17 protein-coding genes are annotated in these 19,197 nt (G+C 69.2%); 14 read left to right on the forward strand and 3 right to left on the reverse strand.

The window, feature by feature from the left end:
- The first annotated feature begins 47 nt into the window (after positions 1-47).
- On the forward strand, positions 48-590 hold the full coding sequence (locus tag D7V88_RS11960) for a GNAT family N-acetyltransferase (protein ID WP_120540761.1): 543 nt from the start codon (positions 48-50) through the stop codon (positions 588-590).
- 51 nt (positions 591-641) lie between these two features.
- On the forward strand, positions 642-1,238 hold the full coding sequence (locus D7V88_RS11965; protein WP_120540762.1) for a histidine phosphatase family protein: 597 nt from the start codon (positions 642-644) through the stop codon (positions 1,236-1,238).
- 3 nt (positions 1,239-1,241) lie between these two features.
- On the opposite strand, the gene D7V88_RS11970 is transcribed toward D7V88_RS11965, so the two are convergent.
- The 3 genes from D7V88_RS11970 to D7V88_RS11980 form a co-directional block, all read right to left on the reverse strand.
- The gene (locus D7V88_RS11970; RefSeq protein WP_120540763.1) at positions 1,242-1,805 is read right to left on the reverse strand and encodes an anthranilate synthase component II; all 564 of its coding nucleotides are present in this window, start codon (positions 1,803-1,805) and stop codon (positions 1,242-1,244) included.
- Positions 1,802-3,298 (reverse strand): anthranilate synthase component I family protein, encoded by a 1,497-nt coding sequence (locus D7V88_RS11975; protein WP_120540764.1) that lies wholly within the window; start codon positions 3,296-3,298, stop codon positions 1,802-1,804. The genes D7V88_RS11970 and D7V88_RS11975 overlap by 4 nt, the downstream gene beginning before the upstream one ends.
- A 71-nt stretch (positions 3,299-3,369) precedes the next feature.
- Entirely contained in the window at positions 3,370-4,296 is a 927-nt protein-coding gene (locus D7V88_RS11980) for an SH3 domain-containing protein (protein ID WP_120540765.1), read from the reverse strand.
- Positions 4,297-4,499: 203 nt separating this feature from the next.
- On the opposite strand from D7V88_RS11980, the gene D7V88_RS11985 reads away from it, so the two are divergent.
- The 12 genes from D7V88_RS11985 to D7V88_RS12040 all read left to right on the forward strand — a co-directional run.
- Positions 4,500-5,522 carry a ligase-associated DNA damage response exonuclease gene (locus D7V88_RS11985; protein ID WP_120540766.1) on the forward strand — a complete coding sequence of 341 codons (1,023 nt, stop codon included), beginning with the start codon at positions 4,500-4,502 and terminating at the stop codon, positions 5,520-5,522.
- Positions 5,523-5,525: 3 nt separating this feature from the next.
- Positions 5,526-7,124, forward strand: coding sequence for an ATP-dependent DNA ligase (locus D7V88_RS11990; RefSeq protein WP_120540767.1), 1,599 nt, complete (start codon positions 5,526-5,528; stop codon positions 7,122-7,124).
- 130 nt (positions 7,125-7,254) lie between these two features.
- On the forward strand, positions 7,255-9,678 hold the full coding sequence (locus D7V88_RS11995) for a ligase-associated DNA damage response DEXH box helicase (RefSeq protein ID WP_341870672.1): 2,424 nt from the start codon (positions 7,255-7,257) through the stop codon (positions 9,676-9,678).
- A complete protein-coding gene (pdeM, locus tag D7V88_RS12000; RefSeq protein WP_120540769.1) occupies positions 9,648-10,301 on the forward strand; it encodes a ligase-associated DNA damage response endonuclease PdeM in 654 nt (217 codons plus the stop codon). Before D7V88_RS11995 ends, pdeM begins: the two co-directional genes overlap by 31 nt.
- Positions 10,302-10,308: 7 nt before the next feature.
- Entirely contained in the window at positions 10,309-10,674 is a 366-nt protein-coding gene (locus tag D7V88_RS12005; RefSeq protein WP_120540770.1) for an HNH endonuclease, read from the forward strand.
- Positions 10,675-11,131: 457 nt separating this feature from the next.
- The gene (locus D7V88_RS12010) at positions 11,132-11,794 is read left to right on the forward strand and encodes a cytochrome c3 family protein (RefSeq protein WP_120540771.1); all 663 of its coding nucleotides are present in this window, start codon (positions 11,132-11,134) and stop codon (positions 11,792-11,794) included.
- Positions 11,791-15,003, forward strand: coding sequence for a TAT-variant-translocated molybdopterin oxidoreductase (locus D7V88_RS12015; RefSeq protein WP_120540779.1), 3,213 nt, complete (start codon positions 11,791-11,793; stop codon positions 15,001-15,003). Before D7V88_RS12010 ends, D7V88_RS12015 begins: the two co-directional genes overlap by 4 nt.
- Positions 15,004-15,008: 5 nt before the next feature.
- The gene (gene nrfD / locus D7V88_RS12020) at positions 15,009-16,445 is read left to right on the forward strand and encodes an NrfD/PsrC family molybdoenzyme membrane anchor subunit (RefSeq protein ID WP_120540772.1); all 1,437 of its coding nucleotides are present in this window, start codon (positions 15,009-15,011) and stop codon (positions 16,443-16,445) included.
- A gap of 4 nt (positions 16,446-16,449) precedes the next feature.
- A complete protein-coding gene (locus D7V88_RS12025; protein WP_120540773.1) occupies positions 16,450-16,995 on the forward strand; it encodes a DUF3341 domain-containing protein in 546 nt (181 codons plus the stop codon).
- The gene (locus D7V88_RS12030; RefSeq protein WP_120540774.1) at positions 16,992-17,555 is read left to right on the forward strand and encodes a c-type cytochrome; all 564 of its coding nucleotides are present in this window, start codon (positions 16,992-16,994) and stop codon (positions 17,553-17,555) included. Before D7V88_RS12025 ends, D7V88_RS12030 begins: the two co-directional genes overlap by 4 nt.
- On the forward strand, positions 17,552-18,751 hold the full coding sequence (locus D7V88_RS12035; RefSeq protein ID WP_120540775.1) for a hypothetical protein: 1,200 nt from the start codon (positions 17,552-17,554) through the stop codon (positions 18,749-18,751). The genes D7V88_RS12030 and D7V88_RS12035 overlap by 4 nt, the downstream gene beginning before the upstream one ends.
- Positions 18,748-19,197: hypothetical protein (locus D7V88_RS12040; RefSeq protein WP_120540776.1), on the forward strand; the 450-nt coding region annotated here is incomplete at its 3' end. The genes D7V88_RS12035 and D7V88_RS12040, both read left to right, overlap by 4 nt.

Below are 19,197 nucleotides of genomic sequence, written 5' to 3' on the forward strand. Positions count from 1 at the left end.
ATGCAGTACGGTCTCCCGCGTCGCAGCACGAACGCCGGAGACCGGACATGATCACCCTGGGCCCCACCCTCGAAACCCCACGCCTCATCCTGCGGCCTCCCACGCTGCAGGACCTGGATGGCTTCTGCGCGATGATGGCGGATCCGGAATCCGCCCGCTTCATCGGCGGCCTCCAACCGCGCTCCAACGTGTGGCGGGCGGTCTGCACCATGGCCGGCTCGTGGGTCCTCCAGGGCTTCGCCATGTTCTCCGTGTTCGAGAAGTCCACGGGGAAGTGGGTGGGCCGGGTCGGGCCCTGGATGCCGGACGGCTGGCCGGGCACCGAGGTCGGCTGGGGCCTGCTGCGCGAACACTGGGGCAAGGGCTACGCCTCCGAGGCCTCCACCGCCACCATCGACTGGGCCTTCGACCATCTGGGCTGGACGGAGGTCATCCACTCCATCGAGCCGGCCAATACGCCGTCGAAGCAGGTGGCCCAGCGCCTGGGCTCGCGCCTGCTGCGCATGGAGCACCTGCCGCCGCCCTACGAGAAGGACCCCATGGAGATCTGGGGCCAGAGCCGTGAGGAGTGGCGGACACGGAAGAAGTAGCGCCGGCCTTTTTCCCACCCATCCGGCCTCCGGCTGACACAGATTGGCGCCATGAAGACTCGCGCGCCCCAGGTGGTCCTCGTCCGTCACGGTGAGACGGAGTGGAGCCGCACCAGCCAGCACACCGGCCGCACCGACCTGCCCCTGCTCGAAGAAGGCAGGGCGATGGGCGAGAAGCTCCGAGCCCCGCTGAGCGCCTGGAGCTTCGCCGCCGTGTGGACGAGCCCCCTGACGCGCGCGCTGGAGACCTGCGTGCTCGCCGGCTACGGCGACGCGGCCCAGAAGCGCGACGACCTGATGGAGTTCGACTACGGGGACTACGAAGGACGCACCGGCGCGGACATCCGCAGCACGCGCCCGGACTGGACCCTGTGGAAGGACGGCGTCCCCAACGGGGAGACGCTGGAGCAGGTGGGCGCCCGCGCGGACCGAATCATCGCGGACGCCCGCGCCATCCAGGATGACGTGCTCCTCTTCTCCCACGGGCACATGCTGCGCATCATCGCCGCGCGCTGGCTGGGCCTGCCCCCAGAAGGAGGCAGGCTGTTCCAGTTGGGCACCGCAGCCATCAGCGTCCTGGGTTCGGAGCCGGATGGCGTCCAGCCCGTGCTCGCGGGCTGGAACAACACCGCCCACCTGAAGGGCTGAGCGCTACAGCCGCCCCTCCAGGAAGTTGCGCACCAGCGCCGGACCTTCCGGCGTCAGCACGCTCTCCGGATGGAACTGGAAGCCCACCACCGGACGGGTCCGGTGACGAAGCGCCATCACCAGTCCGTCCTGGCTCCACGCCGTGGCCTCCAGTTCCTGGGGCAGCGACTCCGCCTTCACCACCAGCGAGTGGTAGCGCGCCGCCTGGAACCCCTGACTCAAACCGGTGAACACGCCGGTGCCGTCATGACGGATGTGCGCCGCCTTGCCGTGCACCGGCTCCGGAGCGCGCACCACGTCGCCACCGAACGCGGCGCCAATGGACTGGTGTCCCAGGCACACGCCCAGCACCGGCACGCGCGACTGGGAGATGGCCGCCACGCTCACCCCGGCCTCGTGCGGCGTGCACGGTCCCGGGGACACCACCAGGTGGGACGCCCCTGAAGCGGCGACCCCTGCGGCATCCAACGCGTCGTTGCGCACGACCTTCACCTCCGCCCCCAGCGTGTAGAGCAACTGCACGAGGTTGAAGGTGAACGAGTCGTAGTTGTCGATGACGAGGATCATCGCCCACCTCCTTCGCGCGCCAGGCGCAGCGCGGCGGCCATCGCGCCCGCCTTCGCTTCGGTTTCGTCCGCTTCCTTCATCGGATCCGAATCCGCCACCAGCCCCGCGCCAGCGGTCCACATCGTGCGGTCGCCATCCACGAAGAAGGTGCGCAGCGCGATGGCCACATCCAGCGTGCCGCAGAAGGACAGGTAGCCCACCGCACCGGCATAGGGCCCGCGCCGCATGGGCTCCAGCTCGTCGATGATCTGCATCGCGCGGATCTTCGGGGCCCCCGACACGGTGCCCGCGGGGAAGGTGCTCGCCAGGGCGTCCAGCGCGTCGAAGCGCGTGGTGTCCAGTTTGCCGCGCACCTGCGACACGATGTGCATCACGTGGCTGTAGCGCTCGATGATCATCATGTCCTCGATGCGCACGGTGCCCGGAGCCGCCACCCGGCCCACGTCGTTGCGGCCCAGGTCCACCAGCATGATGTGCTCGGCGCGCTCCTTCTCATCCGCGAGCAGCTCCTTCTCCAGGGCCACGTCCTCGGCCTCGGAAGCGCCCCGGCGCCGCGTGCCCGCGATGGGCCGCACCACGACGTCGCCATCGCGCACCTGCACCAGCAGCTCCGGCGAAGCACCCACCAGCGCGCGCGCCTCGCCCAGGTCCACCATGAACAGGTACGGCGACGGGTTCACCCGCCTGAGCGCCCGGTAGAGCGACAGCGGAGGAATGGCGCCCTTCGCCTCGAAGCGCCGCGCGAGCACCGCCTGGAAGCAGTCTCCCGCGCGGACGTACTCCTTCACCTTGTCCACCGCGGCGGCGTAGCCCGCGCGGTCCCAGCAGGCCACGGGGGCCGGGGCATTCTTCTGCGAGGGCGCCGCCGCGTAGGCCTCCGGCGGCAGCGGACGGCGCAGCTTCTCCGCCATGGCCTCGGCGCGTTCTTCCGCGTCCTTCAGCGCCGCCGCGACACTGCCGTGCAGGGCGGGCCGGGCAATGGCGATGGCCTTGAGCGTCTGGGTGCGCGTGTCGTGGGTGACGAAGTCCTCGGCCACCAGCCATTCCGAGTCCGGGAAGCCGGTGTCGCGCGGGTGCCGGTCCGGCACGCGCGGCTCGAACCACGAGGTGGCGTTGTAGCCCAGGTAGCCCACGAGCCCGCCCAGGAAGGGAGCCTCGCCCGGCAGCGTGGCCACGGACAACTCGCGCCACAGGGTGCGCAGGACATCCAGGGGGCGGCCCTCGCGACGCTCCTCGTGCGAGCCACGCCACAACGTGAGCCCTTCGCCATCCAGCCGCACACGGCCGGCCGGGTTCGCGCCCACGTGGCTGTAGCGCCCGAAGCGCTCGCCGCCGTAGCACGACTCGAGGATGAAGCCGCGGCCTCCGCCGCCCAGCTTCAGGTATGCCGACAGCGGCGTGTCCAGATCCGCCGGCAGCTCCACCGACACCGGCACCGCCTGGCCTGCTTCCGCGCGCTGCCGGTAGGCTGCCTTCCGCTCCTGCGCATCCATGGTCGATTGCCCTGGCCCCTCATCCATCACCCGGAGGGGCGCCCGGGTGCCCGGCCTTCCGGGCCCTGCGATTACGGCTTCACGTCCGATACGGCGCCCGAAGAGGCAGGCTTCTTCACCTCCGCGAACACGCCGTCCTGCCACTGATACAACGTGCGCTCCGTGCTCTTCATCGGATTGCCTTCCGCATCCTCGTCCTCGACAGTCGTCCGAGCGACCTGGAGGCGCTTCGCGGCTGGCTGGAAGGACACCTTGAAGGTGCTCTCGCTCGGCGGATCCATCAGCCCGCCCAGCTCCAACGCGAGCTTCGCCTTTCCAAGCACGCCCTTCTTCCCGTCCGCCCCCGCGTAGCTCACATACGAGGTGACGAGGTCGCCGCAGCGCTCCGGCCTGGAGTCCACCACCAGCAGCGCCATCCCGGCCTTCTTCGCCGGAACCAGCGTCAGCGTCGCCGGTCCGCCCTGCCCCATGCCGTACGAGGTGGACGCCACGGGCACGTCCACGCTGCTCACCCGGCGCGGCGGCTTCACGCCCGGCTCCAGCACGCGCACGCGGGCCTTGAACTCGTTGCTCATCACCAGCGTGGCCACTTCCAGTTCGCCATCGCCGTCCAGGTCCGCCTCGACGCGGAACGGGGTGAGCGTGTTGCCGAACACCCAGCCCATGGCGGGGGCCGCGCCCTTCGGCGCCTTCGCGTCCACCACCGCCACCTGGTACCAGGCGTTGACGTACTCACCGACCTTCGCGCGCGCACCCACCGCCACCACGCGAACGGGCGTGCCCAGCATCAAGGTCTGGAGCACGGCCCCATCCGCCGCCGCGCTCGCGCGCAGGTTCGCCTCGTCCACGCCCAGATAGAGGCTCTGGCCCTTCTCGAAGGCGGTGAACTCGAAGTCCTCCATCGCCAGCGTCGCCCCGCTCTCCTTCGACACGCTGTATTCGAGGGGCGACGGTTCGTTCTGGGCAAGCAACAGGGACAGCAGGAGCGCGGGCGTCATCGGGAGAGGGTCCGTCAGGAAGAGGGTCCCTGGGTTTATCCCCTGTCCCCGCCCACCATCCAAGGGGCCCTCCGGTCGCTGCCTTCGTCCTTTGGGCCGCAACTGGGGCTCGGCCGCACGCCTGCCCCCTTGTCAGCAGAGCGAAACCCGAACCCCCGCCGTGGGTGGCCCCTGCTCCAAGGCCTCGTTACCTCTAGAGGACCGTGGGCTCCGCCTCCTTCCAGGACCGACCGCCGCTCGTCGCCGTGACGCCCCAGGGCCTGTACTGCCGGGCGGGGAACTTCCACATCGACCCCTGGCGTCCGGTGGAACGGGCGCTCGTCACGCACGCGCACGGCGACCACGCTCGCAGCGGCAGCCAGCGCTACCTGGCGGCACGCGCGGGCCTGGGCCTGTTGCAGCGGCGGCTGGGCGCGGACTCGGTCATCGACACGCTGGAGTACGGCGAGAAGCTGACGGTGGGCGACACCACCGTGAGCTTCCATCCCGCGGGCCACGTGCTGGGCAGCGCGCAGATCCGCATCGAGCATCAGGGTGAGGTGTGGGTCGTGTCCGGCGACTACAAGCGCACGCCCGACCCGACGTGCGCGCCGTTCGAGGTGGTGCGCTGCCACACCTTCATCACCGAAGCGACGTTCGGCCTGCCCATCTACCGCTGGGAGGATCCGCGCCTCGTGGCCCAGGACATCCTGCGCTGGTGGGACGCGAACCGTGAGGCAGGGCGCTCAGCGGTGCTCTTCTGCTACGCGCTGGGCAAGGCACAGCGGCTGCTGGCGGAGCTGGGGAAGCTGACGGACCGGCCTGCCTACGTGCACGGCGCGGTGAACGGGCTCGTCACGGCGTACCGGGAAGCGGGCGTGGAGATGCTGCCCACGCAGTTGGTGTCGGAGACGGAGAAGGGCACGTCGTTCGCGGGGGCGCTGGTGCTGGCGCCGCCGAGCGCGGGCGGCTCCACGTGGATGCGCCGCTTCGGTGAAGCGGAGACCGCGTTCGCGTCCGGGTGGATGCGCGTGCGGGGCAACCGGCGGCGGCGCGGGTTCGACCGGGGCTTCGTGTTGTCGGACCACGCGGACTGGCCGGACCTGCTGCGCACGGTGGCGGACACGCAGGCGGAGAAGGTGCTCGTCACCCACGGCCAGACGGATTCCCTGTCGCACTACCTGCGCGATCGCGGCGTGGATGCCTCGCCGCTCGCCACGCCCTTCGAGGGCGAAGCGGAGGACTGACGCGTGCGCCGACTGGCGGACCTGTACGACACGCTCGACCAGACGACGTCCACCAACGCCAAGGTGGAAGCGATGGCGCGCTACTTCCGTGAAACGCCGCCTGAGGACGCGGCCTGGGGACTGTTCTTCCTCACGGGACAGAAGCTCAAGCGGCTGCTGACCTCGAAGCTGCTGGTGGGCTGGACGCAGGAGCTGACCGGCATCTCCGACTGGCTCTTCGACGAGGTCTACGCGTCGGTGGGAGACCTCGCGGAGGTCATCGCGCTGCTGCTCGACGGAGCGAACCTGCCGCCCGAGCACGCCGAGGAACTGCCCCTCTCCCGGTGGTTGGAGGAGCGCCTGTTGCCCCTGCGCGGGCTGGAGGCCTCGGAGCAGCGCGAGCGCGTGGTGGGGTGGTGGAAGTCCATGCCCCGCCGCGAGCTGTTCCTCCTCAACAAGATGCTCACAGGTGAGTTGCGCGTGGGCGTGTCCAACACGCTGGTGGTGCGAGCCATCGCGCAGGTGACGGGCCTGCCCGCGCCCAGCGTGGCGCACCGGCTGATGGGCACGTGGAAGCCCACGCCCGAATTCTTCGCGCACCTCGTGGCCACGGATGTGACGGATGGGCACGTGTCGCGCCCCTATCCGTACTACCTCGCCTCGCCCCTGGAGCAACCCCCGGAGTCCCTGGGCGAACTGGGTGACTGGCTCGTCGAATGGAAGTGGGACGGCATCCGGGGCCAGCTCATCCGCCGCCAGGGAGACGTGTTCCTCTGGAGTCGCGGCGAGGAACTCATCACCGAACGCTTCCCCGAAATCACCGAAGCCTCCCGAGCCCTGCCCGAAGGCACGGTGCTCGACGGCGAGGTGATGGCCTACGAGGACGGCGTCCCCCTGCCCTTCGCGCGACTCCAACGGCGCATCGGAAGGCAGAAGCTCACGCCCAAGGTGCTGGCGGAGGCCCCCGCCGCGTTCGTCGTCTACGACCTGCTGGAGCAGGACGGAAAGGACGTGCGCGACCTGCCCCTGCGCGAGCGCCGCGCGAGGCTGGAAGCCCTGCTCAAGAACCATCCCCTCTTCCCCACCTCCCCGTCCGTGACGGCGCCGTCATGGGAGGCCCTGGCGGAGCTGCGCAAGGAGTCCCGCACGCGCAACGTGGAGGGGCTGATGATCAAGCGCCTGGATTCGGCGTACCAGACGGGGCGCAAGCGCGGCGACTGGTGGAAGTGGAAGATCGACCCGTACACGGTGGACGCGGTGTTGCTCTACGCGCATCCGGGACACGGGCGGCGCTCGTCGCTGTACACGGACTACACCTTCGCGGTGTGGAGCGGTGAGAACCTGCTGCCGGTGACCAAGGCGTATTCGGGGCTCACGGACGAGGAGATTGGCCGGCTGGACCGGTGGATCCGCGCCCACACGCGAGAGAAGTTCGGTCCGGTGCGCTCGGTGGATCCGGAGCAGGTGTTCGAGCTGCACTTCGAAGCCATCGCGCCATCGCCACGGCACAAGTCAGGCATCGCGCTGCGCTTTCCACGCATCGCGCGCTGGCGTGCGGACAAGACGGCCCGGGACGCGGACACGCTCGACGCGTTGAAGGGGCTGCTGCATGTCGCCCACTAGCAAGCCCCGCCGCAACCGCATGCGCGGCAAGCTCGCGCCACAGGCTCAAACCGACACACCCGCTCCACCGCGGACCCGAGCGAAGAAGCGCCCCGTGCCCCGTGCATCCTCGCCGTTCCAGGGTCCACCCATGGAGCAGTTGCGGCACTGGTTCGCGGCGAAGGGCTGGACGCCCTATGCCTTCCAGGAGGAGGCCTGGGCCGCGTACGCCCGAGGAGACAGCGGCCTCATCCACGTGCCCACCGGAGCGGGCAAGACGTACGCGGCCTATCTGGCCCCGCTGGCGGACGTGGCGGAGCGCGACCAGAAAGGGCTCCAGATCCTCTACCTCACGCCGCTGCGAGCGGTGTCGCGCGACATCGAGCAGGCCTTGCGAGAGCCGTTGATGGCGTTGGACGCGGACCTGGACGTGGAGAGCCGCACGGGCGACACGTCCTCGTCCGTGAAACAGCGTCAGCGTGAACGGCTGCCGCAGGTGCTCATCACCACGCCGGAGTCGCTGTCGCTGCTCATCGCCCAGGAGCAGGCGGCGGAGCACTTCGCCTCGCTGCGCGCCATCATCGTGGACGAGTGGCACGAACTGCTCGCCTCCAAGCGAGGCACGCAGGTGGAACTGGCCCTGGCCCGCCTGCGCCACTTCGCCCCGGGCGTGCGCATCTGGGCGTTGTCCGCCACGCTCGCCAACCTGGACGAAGCCGCGCGCGCCGTCGTGGGCACGGAGCGCAAGCCCACCCTGGTGAGCGCGGACCTCCAACGCCCGGTGGACGTGGAGACGCTGCTCCCGGAGAAGGTGGACACCTTCCCGTGGGCCGGGCACCTGGGCTTCACCATGCTTCCGCGCGTGGCGGACGGGTTGGATCCCACGCAGTCCACACTGCTCTTCACCAACACGCGCTCGCAGGCGGAGCGCTGGTACGAAGGCCTGCGCTACCTGCGCCCCGAATGGGAGCACCTCCTCGCGCTGCACCACGGCTCCATCGACCGCGAGGAGCGCGAGCGGGTGGAAGGCGGACTCAAGGACGGAAGCCTGCGCCTCGTCGTGTGCACGTCCTCACTGGACCTGGGCGTGGACTTCGGTCCGGTGGAGCGGGTCATCCAGATAGGAAGCCCCAAGGGCATCGGCCGCACCCTCCAGCGAGCAGGCCGCAGCGCGCACCGTCCCGGTGCCACCTGTCGCATCCTCTTCGTGCCCACGCACGCGCTGGAGTTGGTGGAGATGGCCGCCGCGAGAGACGCCATCGCGCGCCGCGAAGTGGAGCCGCGCACGCCGCTGTCCAAACCCCTGGATGTCCTCGCGCAGCACCTGGTCACCTGCGCGCTGGGAGGAGGCTTCACCCGCGAGGCACTAAGGGAGGAAGTCCGCACCGCCACGAGCTACGCGTCCCTCACCGACGAGGAGTTCGAATGGACGCTGGCCCTGGTGCGAGAGGGAGGCCCCACCCTGCGCGCCTATCCGGAGTTCCGCCGCGTGGTGGAAGTCGAAGGCCGCTTCCGGGTCCCCGACGTGCGCCTTGCACGACTGCACCGGCTCAACATCGGGACCATCAGCTCGGATGCGTCCGTGCAACTGCGTTACTGGAGCGGAGGCAAGCTGGGCACGGTGGAGGAGTCCTACGTCAGCCGACTGCGGCCCGGAGACACGTTCCTCTTCGCGGGACGTCGCCTGGAGTTCAGCCGCTTCAAGGACATGACCGCGTACGTGAAGCCGGCGAAGGCCAAGGCCACCCAGACGCCGCGCTGGGGAGGAAGCCGTCTGCCCCTCTCCACGTCGCTCGCGTCCGCGATGCGCCGCACGCTGGAGGCCGCGCGACAGGGCGATGTCACGCGGGATGAAATCGCCGCCGCCTGGCCCATCCTCGACGCGCAGGCCCGCCTGTCGCGCATCCCCGGTGACGCAGGGTGCCTCGCGGAGACCTGCCACACGCGCGACGGCTACCACCTGTTCCTCTATCCCTTCGAGGGACGGCTGGTGCACGAAGGCCTCGCGGCGCTGCTCGCCCTGCGCCTCACGCGGCTCCAGAAGGCGACCTTCAGCCTGTCGGTGAACGACTACGGGCTGGAGCTGCTCACGCCCACGCCCTTCCCCTTCGATGAAGCCCTGCGCCCCGCCCTCTTCACCCGCGAGCGGCTGGTGGAGGACATCCTGGAGAGCGTGAACCTGAGCGAGCTCGCACGCCGCCAGTTCCGCGACATTGCCCGCGTGGCCGGACTGGTGATGCCGGGGCTGCCGGGTGCACGCAAGTCCACGCGACAGGTCCAGGCCAGCGCCGCGCTCCTCTATGACGTCTTCGTGAAGTACGACCCGGACAACCTGCTGCTGCGTCAGGCTCGCCGCGAGGTGTTGGAGCAGCAGTTCGAACAGGGCCGGCTCACACGTACGCTGGAGCGCCTGGAAGCGCACCCCGTCGAATGCGTCCACGTCCACCGGCCCTCGCCGCTGGCCTTCCCGCTGGTCATCGAACGCATCAGCGCCAGCGTGTCCAACGAAACCCTGCTGGAGCGGGTGGAGCGCCTCAAGGAGCGATGGTCCCAGGCCGATGCCAGACCCGCGTAGGTGACGCGGACGTGGAGCTGCTCCCGGAGCGGGCCCTGCACTGGCCCGACGCCAGCGTGCTCGCGGTGGCCGACCTGCACTGGGGCAAGACCGAGTCCTTCCAGCAGCACGGCATCCCCCTGCCCGTGGGCGTGCTGGACGACGACCTCGCGCGCCTGTCCTCCGCGCTCACCGCCACCCGGGCCCGCCGCCTGCTGCTCGTCGGGGATCTGGTCCACTCACGCCAGGGACTCACGGAGGACGTCATCCGCCGCGTCACCACCTGGCGCGAAGCCCACCCCCAATTGAACGTGGTGCTCATCCGGGGCAATCACGACCGCCACGTGCGCACCCTGCCCCCCACCTGGGGCATGGAGGACCGCGAGGACGCCCTGGACGAAGGTCCCTTCCGCTTCGCCCACCACCCCGAACCCGCGACCGGGCGTTTCGTGTGGGCCGGGCACCTTCATCCGATGGTGAGGTTGGGTGGGGGAGGCGACCGGCTGCGTCTGCCCTGCTTCCACCTGCGTCCCGGGGTGGGCGTCCTGCCCGCGTTCAGTGCCTTCACGGGTGGGCTCAACGTGCGGCGCGGCCGGGGCGACCGGGTCTTCGCCATCGCCGGCACCGCCGTGGTGGAGGTCTAGTCCCCCCATGAGCCACGCCAAGCGGCGCCGCGTCCTGGGCATCATCGCCACCGACGCCACCTTCGAGCGCGTGCCCCACCGGGGCGCCGAGGTCTGGATGGGCAAGTGCCTGCACTGCAATGCCCACCTCACCGTCGCCCTGGATGGCGAGCCGATCAGCCGCGCCACCATCGAGCACATCCTCCCCCGGACCGCGGGCGGCACGGACGCGCTGGAGAACCTGGCCCTGGCCTGCGCCCGCTGCAACCAGGGCAAGGGCAGCCGCCACGACGCGAACTTCCACCGCGATGCCCGCGTCCGCGATCTGGTCGAACGGCTGCTCCAGAAACGCCGCGACCGCTGGCGCGCCCCTGGTGACCCGGACTCCGAGTAGCTCTGCTTCAGGCCGCGACCGATGGGACGTGAGCCGTCGCACCCTGTATCGCGCGCACCCTGAGAGGGATTGATCCCCTGCGTGGCGGCATGACGCGCAATGCCCCTTCCGATCGCCAGAAGCGGGATTCATCACCGCGCGCGGCAACTTGTCGCAACCTCGCGTGGAAGTGCTATGCGCTCCGTATTCCCACTCCCCACAGAATGGTTGACACTGCCGTGTCGATGAATGATGGTCCCGCGCCGCGTTGGGTCGGGAAATGCATATGGGACCCTCGCACACGGCACCATCCTAGAGGTTCGTTGGACGTGACTGCCTTGCCGTCTGAGCGCCAGGAGCCACCGCCCCCCCGGTCCACCGGGGCCGGGATGGCACTCTCGATTTCAGCGCCGGACGGCATTGACGCGTCCACCCCTGCTTTCATGTCGCCTTCAGTCCCCTTGCCCCTGGTCCTGGTATGAGCGGCCCTCTCTTCCCACGCTGGACGAATACGGTGTCGCGCCTGTCGGCCGCGATGCTCCTCGCCGTGCCCGCCATCGCCATCGGCGGCCTCTTGGCCTACGTGCGCTCACCGCTCGTGACCAACCAGGCGCACCCGGTGGAGCAGCCCATCGAGTTCGACCACCGGCACCACGCCGGCGACGAACAGATCGACTGTCGCTACTGTCACTGGACGGTGGAGAAGTCCCCGTCGGCGGGCATCCCTTCCACCACGGTGTGCATGTCCTGCCACGCCCAGGTCTGGAACAAGAGCCCGTACCTCACCGAGGTCCGCAAGGCGTTCTTCGCCGACCAGCCCATCCCCTGGGTTCGCGTCCACAACCTGCCGGACTACGTCTACTTCAACCACTCCATCCACGTGGCCAAGGGCGTCGGCTGCGCCACGTGCCACGGCCGCGTGGATCAGATGGGCGCCATCGAGCAGGCCGCGCCGCTCACCATGAGCTGGTGCCTGGACTGCCACCGCGACCCGAAGCCCAACCTCCGCCCCGCGGAGTTCATCACCAGCATGACCTGGGCTCCTCCGACGGATAAGGCCGAGGCCGCGGCGCTCGCCGACAAGCTCTACCAAGAATACGACGTTCACTCGCGCACGAGCTGCTCCACATGCCACCGATGAACACCAAGCCTGACAGCGCGCCCGCGCAGGACCTCCCCTCGTCGTTCGCGCTCCCGGTCGTGACGGGGAGTAACGAGGCCAAGCCCCACGCGCACGACCACGACGATGTCGTGGCCGTCGCCCTGGAGCACGCGACCACCCGCTCCATCCCGGCGGAGGGCGCGTACGGCAAGACGTACTGGCTCGGCCTGGAGGAGAAGCTCGCCACGCCGGAGTTCCTGGAGGAGACCCGCCCGGAGTTCCCCGTCGGCGCGGACCTGCCCCCCACGGGCTTCGCCCGCCGCGAGTTCATGCAGATCCTCGGCGCGTCGCTCGCCCTGGCCGGCGCCACCGCGTGCAGCACCCGCCCGCAGGACGAGCGGATGGTGCCGTACACGAAGACGCCGCCGGAAATCACGCCCGGCAACCCGCTCCACTACGCCTCCGGCATGACGCTCGCCGGCCACACCTCCGGCCTGCTGATCACCGCGCGCGAGGGTCGGCCCGTGAAGGTCGAAGGCAACCCCCAGCACCCCGTCAACCAGGGCGCCGCGGGCATCTTCGAGCAGGCCTTCCTGCTGTCGCTCTATGACCCGCAGCGCGCCCGCGTGCTGCGCCGGGGCAACAACCCCCGCTCACTGCGCGTGCTCGCCGAGGACATCTCCTCGCTCGTGGGCACCAAGGCCGTGGGCGACGGCGGCGCCCGCCTGCGCTTCCTGTCGGAGCCCCTCAATTCGCCCCTGCTGGCGGACCTGAAGGCGCGCATCCAGCGCAAGCTGCCGTCCGCGAAGTTCCACAGCTTCGCGCCCATCTCCAACGAGGCCGCCGACACCGCGCACCGCGCCATGTTCGGCCAGCCCGTGCAGGCCCTCTACGACCTGACCCGCGCGGACGTCATCGTCTCCCTGGACGCCGACTTCCTGGAGAGCCGCCCGGCGAACCTGGGCATGTCGCGCCAGTTCGGTGACCGCCGCGACCCGGCGAACGGCGACCTCAACCGCCTCTACGTGGCCGAACACCGCATGTCGATCACGGGCGGCATGGCCGACCATCGCCTGCGCGTGAAGTCGCAGGAGATCTTCGGGCTCGCCGCCGCGCTGGCGCAGGCCGTCGGTGGCCCCGCGGCCTCCCTGGCCTCCTCCGCCAAGGGCGGAACGCTGCGCCCGGAAGTCGCCTCGTGGGTGCAGGCCGTCGCCCAGGACCTCAAGTCCAAGGCCGGCCGCAGCGTCGTCCTCGCCGGTGAGCGTCAGCCCGCCGCCGTGCACGCGCTGGCCCAGGCCATCAACGCCGCGCTCGGCAACGTGGGCACGACCGTGAAGGTCGTCCCCGCCGCCGCGCCGGAGGCCTCCGGCCTCGCGGAAGTCCGCGCCCTGGTGGAAGACATCAAGGCCGGCCGCGTGGACACGCTGGTCATCACCGCCTCCAACCCCCTCTACGCCCTCCCGGTGGACGCGGGCCTGGCGGAGGTGCTGGACCCCAAGCAGAACGCCAACCGCAAGGCCCTGTCGGTCCTGTACGCGGGCCACTACGAGGACGAGACCTCCAAGTACGCCGACTGGTTCGTGCCCCTGGCGCACCAGTTGGAGACCTGGAGCGACGGTCGCGCGGTGGACGGCACGGTGTCCATCGCCCAGCCCCTCATCCAGCCGCTCTTCAACGGCGTGCCGGAAGCGGAGCTGTACGCGCTGTTCCTGGACCAGCCCTTCCGCCCCGCCTACCAGTTGCTGCGTGAGTACTGGACGGAGCAGGGTGGCGAGGCCGGCCGCGCCGACTTCGAGACCCGCTGGGAGACCTGGGTCTCCGAAGGCGTCATCCCCGGCACCGTCGCCACCGCCATCGCGGCCTCGCCCGACGTGGGCGCCGCCGCCGCCACGGTGTCCGCGTACCAGCCGCCGTCCGCCGGCGACCTGGAGATCAACTTCGTCGCCGACTACAAGCTGCTCGACGGCCGCTTCGCGAACAACGCGTGGCTCCAGGAGCTGCCGGACCCCATCACGAAGATCGTCTGGGACAACGCCGCCATCCTGAGCCCCGCCACCGCCAAGAAGCTGGGCCTGGAGAGCGGCCAGCTGGCGGAGCTGGAGTACGGCGGCCGCAAGTTGCAGGTCCCCGTCACCATCCTCCCCGGCAACGCGGACGACACCGTCACCGTGGCCCTGGGCTACGGCCGCACCGGCCTGCACGAGGTCGTGGCCAAGGACGTCGGCTTCAACGCGAACCTGCTGCGCAGCGTGAACGCCCCCTGGTTCGACGGCGGCGCGAAGCTCACCAAGGTCCGCGGCAGCCACACCTTCGCCCGCACCCAGTACCACTGGCGCATGGAGGGCCGCCCGCTGGCGCTCGACATGTCCGTCAGCGAGCTGGCGCACCCGTCGAAGCCCACCGAGCACATCCTCGAGCGCGTGCAGGGCGAGCACAAGCTGGGCAAGCAGAACAACCTGCCCGACTTCGACTACGCCAAGACGCCCGCCGAGGGCTACAAGTGGGGCATGTCCATCGACCTGTCGCGCTGCACGGGCTGCAACGCGTGCGTCGTGGCGTGCCAGGCGGAGAACAACATCCCCGTCGTCGGCAAGGAGCAGGTGAGCCGCGGCCGTGAGATGGCCTGGCTGCGCATCGACCGCTACTTCGAGGGCGACGAGAACAACCCCGCCATGGTCATGCAGCCCGTCGCGTGCGTGCACTGCGAGAAGGCCCCCTGCGAGTACGTCTGCCCGGTGAACGCCACCGTGCACTCGGACGAGGGCCTCAACGACATGGTGTACAACCGCTGCGTCGGCACGCGGTACTGCTCCAACAACTGCCCCTACAAGGTCCGCCGCTTCAACTACCTGCACTACACGCAGGGCAAGACGCCGACCGAGAAGATGCTGATGAACCCGGACGTCACGGTGCGCAACCGCGGCGTCATGGAGAAGTGCACGTACTGCGTCCAGCGCATCGAGCGTGTGCGCATCAACGCCCGCGTGGAGAAGCGCCTCATCCAGGAGAAGGAACTCCAGACGGCGTGCCAGCAGACCTGCCCCACGCAGGCCATTGCCTTCGGTTCCCTGGCGGACCCCGCTCAGCGCGTCACCAAGCTGCACGAGGACGAGCGCGCGTACCGGCTGCTGCACGAGCTGGGCACCCGTCCCCGCACCGCCCACCTCATCCGTCTGCGCAACCCCAACCCCGCCCTCGTGGCCACTGCTCCCGCTGAGTCGAAGCCGGCGCACGAAGGAGGTCACTGACCGTCATGGCCGAGACCGCTCACGCAATCCCGCTCGACCCGCTCGAGCCCCGGGACCTCGTCGCGCCGCACCACGACGACAAGTCCCTCAATGAGACGCTGCTGGACCATGTCTGGCGCAAGCCCGGCAAGGGCTGGTTCATGATGCTGGGCATCACGTCCGCAGCCCTGGGACTGCTCGTCATCGGCGTCACCTACACCCTGGCGCGCGGCATCGGCGTGTGGGGCAACAACCAGCCGGTCGGCTGGGCGTTCGACATCGTCAACTTCGTCTGGTGGGTCGGTATCGGCCACGCCGGCACGCTCATCTCCGCCATCCTCCTGCTCTTCCAGCAGAAGTGGCGCACGAGCATCAACCGCTTCGCGGAAGCCATGACGCTGTTCGCAGTCATGTGCGCCGGCCTGTTCCCGCTGCTGCACACGGGCCGTCCCTGGTTCGCGTTCTGGCTGTTCCCCTACCCCAGCACCCTGGGCGCGTGGCCGCAGTTCCGCTCGCCGCTGGTGTGGGACGTGTTCGCCATCTCGACGTACCTCACGGTGTCCGCGCTCTTCTGGTTCGTGGGCCTCATCCCGGACCTGGCCGCCCTGCGGGACTCGTCCAAGACGAAGCTGCAGCGCACCATCTACGGCCTGTTCGCCCTGGGTTGGCGCGGCTCCGGCCGGCACTGGCACAACTATAAAATCGCCTACCTGCTGCTCGCCGGCATTTCGACGCCGCTGGTCGTGTCCGTGCACACCATCGTGTCGTTCGACTTCGCCGTGTCGCAGATCCCCGGCTGGCACGCGACCATCTTCCCGCCCTACTTCGTGGCCGGCGCCGTGTTCAGCGGCTTCGCGATGGTCATCACGCTCATCGTGCCCGCTCGCAAGTACCTGGGCCTCCGGGACGTCATCACCGACCGCCACCTGGAGAACATGAACAAGGTCATCCTCGCGACGGGCCTCATCGTGTCCTACGGGTACATGATGGAGCACTTCATCGCGTGGTTCTCCCAGAACCAGTACGAGATCTGGACCTTCTACGTGAACCGCGCCACCGGCCCCTACGCTGGCGTGTACTGGCTGATGATCGCCTGCAACGTCATCACCCCGAACATCTTCTGGTTCAAGAAGTGCCGCACCAGCATCCCCATCATGTGGGTGGCCTCCATCGCCGTGAACATCGGCATGTGGTGCGAGCGCTTCATCATCATCGTCACCTCGCTGAGCCAGGACTTCCTGCCCTCGTCGTGGGACATCTACCGTCCCACGTGGGTGGATTGGTCCATCTACATCGGCACGCTGGGCCTGTTCGGTACCCTGTTCCTGCTGTTCCTGAAGTTCGTTCCCGCCGTCGCGGTGAGCGAAGTGAAGGAGCTGCAGCTCGAGCTGAAGCACGCAGCCCACGCCGCCAACGGCCACCACGGCACGGATTCCGCCGCGGTCACGCACGGAGCGCACTAGCGTCATGGAAGCCAAGGTCCTCGATTCCTGGGTGTTGGCCGAGTTCGCCACGCCGGATGCCCTCGTGGATGCCACCCGGCAGATGCGCGAGAAGGGCTTCCAGGGCATGGACACCTATTCTCCGTACCCGCTGCACGGCGGGTCGGAAGCGCTGGGGTTGCCCCCTTCGCGGGTGCCCTTCATCGCCCTGGGTGGCGCGCTCACCGGCATGGTCACCGCGCTCGCGATGCAGACGTGGATGAACACCATCGACTACCCGCTCAACATCGGCGGCCGGCCGCTGCTGAGCCTCCCGGCCTGGGTGCCCATCACGTTCGAGCTGACCGTGCTCTTCTGCGCGTTCGGCATCGTCTTCGGGCTGCTCGGCCTCAGCAAGCTGCCCCAGCCGTATCACCCCGCCTTCGAATTCGAAGGCTTCCGCAGCGCGTCCACGCACGGCTACTGGCTGAGCGTGCCCCACCCCACGGGCCAGGACGCGACGGACACCACGAACCAGTTGAAGTCCCTGGGCGCCACCCAGGTGACCATCGTCTCGGGAGAGAACGAATGAGGTGGCTCATCCCCGCCGCGGGGCTCGCCGCGCTCACCGGCTGCAACGTCAGCAGTGAATTCCTCCAGCGCATGGAGACCCAGGCCAAGTACGAGTACTACGAGGCCTCCGAGTTCTGGCCGGACGGCCGCGCCATGCGCGTGCCCCCCGCCGGCACCGTTCCGCGCGAGCGCCCCGTGGGCAACCCCGGCATCAGCACCGGCCGGGCCAACGGCATCGCGGTGAACAACGTCCCCATGACGGTGGACAAGCCGCTGCTCGCCCTGGGTCAGAAGAAGTACAACATCGTCTGCGCGCAGTGCCACGGCGTGCTGGGCGACGGCAACAGCATCGTCGCGGAGAACATGGCCCTGCGCCTGCCGCCGTCGCTGCTGGAGCTGGCGGACAAGCCCGCAGGCCACTTCTACACCGCCATCAACGAGGGCTACGGCATCATGCCGTCCTTCTCGGGTGAGCTCGACACGCGTGAGCGCTGGGCCGTCGTCGCCTATGTGCGCGCGCTGCAGGCCGCCCGCAGCACCCCCGGGGGGGCCCAGCCCGTCCCGCAGGAGAATCGATGACTGCCATGGAGCGCTACACCGGCACGCCCAAGTTGATGGTGCCCGCGTTCGGCCTGGGTGTGGTGGGCCTCGTGCTCACCGCCGTGGGGTTCTTCATGAACCCCGAGGCCACCAGCTTCAGCTACCTGCTGGGCTTCACCTACTGGGTGGGCATCAGCGTGGCCGCCCTCATCATGCTGGCCATCTTCCACACGGCGAAGGCCAAGTGGCTCATCGTCCTGCGCCGCGCCATGGAGACCATGGCCGTGTCGGTGCCCGTCTTCGCGGTGCTCTTCCTGGGCCTCATCCCGGCGCTGAAGTACCTCTACCCCTGGTTCCCGGGTTCGCCGCTGTTCGCGAACATCCACGGCGTGGAGCTCGAGCACCTGGCCCACAAGCAGCACGGCTACCTGAACCCCACGTTCTTCGGCATCCGCCAGGTCATCTACTTCGCGGTGTGGATCTTCGTGAGCACGCGCCTGTACGGCTGGAGCACGAAGCAGGACGAGTCGGGCGGGCTGGACCTCACCGTCAAGCAGCGCCGCTTCTCCCCGGGCGCCCTGCCCTTCCTGGCGCTGACCATCACGTTCGCGTCCTTCGACTGGCTGATGAGCCTCACGCCGATGTGGCAGTCCACCATCTACGGCGTCTACTACTTCGCGGGCAGCTTCCTGGCCGCCTTCTGCATGCTGATGCTCATCACGGTGAACGCACAGGGCAAGGACCTGTACGGCAGCGTGGTCAAGATTTCGCACTACCACAACCTGGGCAAGCTCATGCTCGCCTTCACGGCGTTCTGGGCCTACATCGCCTTCTCCCAGTTCCTGCTCGTGTGGATCGCCAACATCCCTGAAGAGGCCCCGTGGTACGGCCTGCGCATGTTCGGCCCGTGGCGCAACCTGTCCATCGCGCTGTTCTGGCTGCACTTCGTGCTGCCCTTCTTCACGCTGCTGTCACGCACGCTGAAGGAGAAGCCCCGTCTCATGGCGGTCATCGCGGTGTATCTGCTTCTCATCCACGCGGTGGACCTGTACTGGCTCATCTGGCCGGCGTTCTCCGGTGAGGCCGGTCCGACGTTCCACTGGACGCTCATCACGGCGTTCGTGGGCGTGGGCGGTGTCTCGGTGGGCTACGCCCTGTTCCGGGCGCGCGGCCGGTACACGCTGCCGGTGAAGGACCCCTACATCGCGGAGTCCCTGAGGTACGTGCAGCCATGAAGAAGACCCAGTCCGAAATCGAGTCCCGGGTCATCGTCGGTGCGCATGGCGTCGCGGCCGAGGAAGACCACATCGTCATGGGGAAGGTCGTGGGCGTCGGCGTTGGCGCCATGGTCCTCTTCTTCGTCGGTGCCATCTGGTCCTGGCGCATCCAGGTCGTCACCATGGAGGAGGCCCAGCCCAACGGTCCTCCGCCGCGCCCCGCCGCGGTGGGCCAGTACGAGATTGGCATCGTGAACCAGCGCCTGTTCGAACAGGACTGGCGCGCGGTGGAGAAGCTGGGCGGCCAGCAGCAGGCCGTGAAGAACGGCTGGGGCGACCAGCCGGGCATCACGGCGCACAAGACCATTGACCAGGCCATGGACCAGGTCATCGCGTCCGAGGCGGAGAAGGCCCGGCAGCCGGCCCCGACGCCCGCTCCCGAGCCGACGCCCGCGCCCCAGACC

Source organism: Corallococcus terminator (assembly GCF_003611635.1).
In the GTDB taxonomy this organism is placed as follows: domain Bacteria; phylum Myxococcota; class Myxococcia; order Myxococcales; family Myxococcaceae; genus Corallococcus; species Corallococcus terminator.

Excerpts from the sequence above, each read along its gene's own strand:
- D7V88_RS12005 (WP_120540770.1), top strand. The coding sequence starts at position 10,309 with ATGAGCCACGCCAAGCGGCGCCGCGTCCTGGGCATCATCGCCACCGAC.
- D7V88_RS11960 (WP_120540761.1), top strand. The coding sequence starts at position 48 with ATGATCACCCTGGGCCCCACCCTCGAAACCCCACGCCTCATCCTGCGG.
- D7V88_RS12025 (WP_120540773.1), top strand. The coding sequence starts at position 16,450 with ATGGAAGCCAAGGTCCTCGATTCCTGGGTGTTGGCCGAGTTCGCCACG.
- D7V88_RS11965 (WP_120540762.1), top strand. The coding sequence starts at position 642 with ATGAAGACTCGCGCGCCCCAGGTGGTCCTCGTCCGTCACGGTGAGACG.
- D7V88_RS12035 (WP_120540775.1), top strand. The coding sequence starts at position 17,552 with ATGACTGCCATGGAGCGCTACACCGGCACGCCCAAGTTGATGGTGCCC.
- D7V88_RS12030 (WP_120540774.1), top strand. The coding sequence starts at position 16,992 with ATGAGGTGGCTCATCCCCGCCGCGGGGCTCGCCGCGCTCACCGGCTGC.
- D7V88_RS12015 (WP_120540779.1), top strand. The coding sequence starts at position 11,791 with ATGAACACCAAGCCTGACAGCGCGCCCGCGCAGGACCTCCCCTCGTCG.
- pdeM (WP_120540769.1), top strand. The coding sequence starts at position 9,648 with ATGGTCCCAGGCCGATGCCAGACCCGCGTAGGTGACGCGGACGTGGAG.
- D7V88_RS11975 (WP_120540764.1), bottom strand. The coding sequence starts at position 3,298 with ATGGATGCGCAGGAGCGGAAGGCAGCCTACCGGCAGCGCGCGGAAGCA.
- D7V88_RS11980 (WP_120540765.1), bottom strand. The coding sequence starts at position 4,296 with ATGACGCCCGCGCTCCTGCTGTCCCTGTTGCTTGCCCAGAACGAACCG.
- D7V88_RS12010 (WP_120540771.1), top strand. The coding sequence starts at position 11,132 with ATGAGCGGCCCTCTCTTCCCACGCTGGACGAATACGGTGTCGCGCCTG.
- nrfD (WP_120540772.1), top strand. The coding sequence starts at position 15,009 with ATGGCCGAGACCGCTCACGCAATCCCGCTCGACCCGCTCGAGCCCCGG.
- D7V88_RS11970 (WP_120540763.1), bottom strand. The coding sequence starts at position 1,805 with ATGATCCTCGTCATCGACAACTACGACTCGTTCACCTTCAACCTCGTG.
- D7V88_RS11995 (WP_341870672.1), top strand. The coding sequence starts at position 7,255 with ATGGAGCAGTTGCGGCACTGGTTCGCGGCGAAGGGCTGGACGCCCTAT.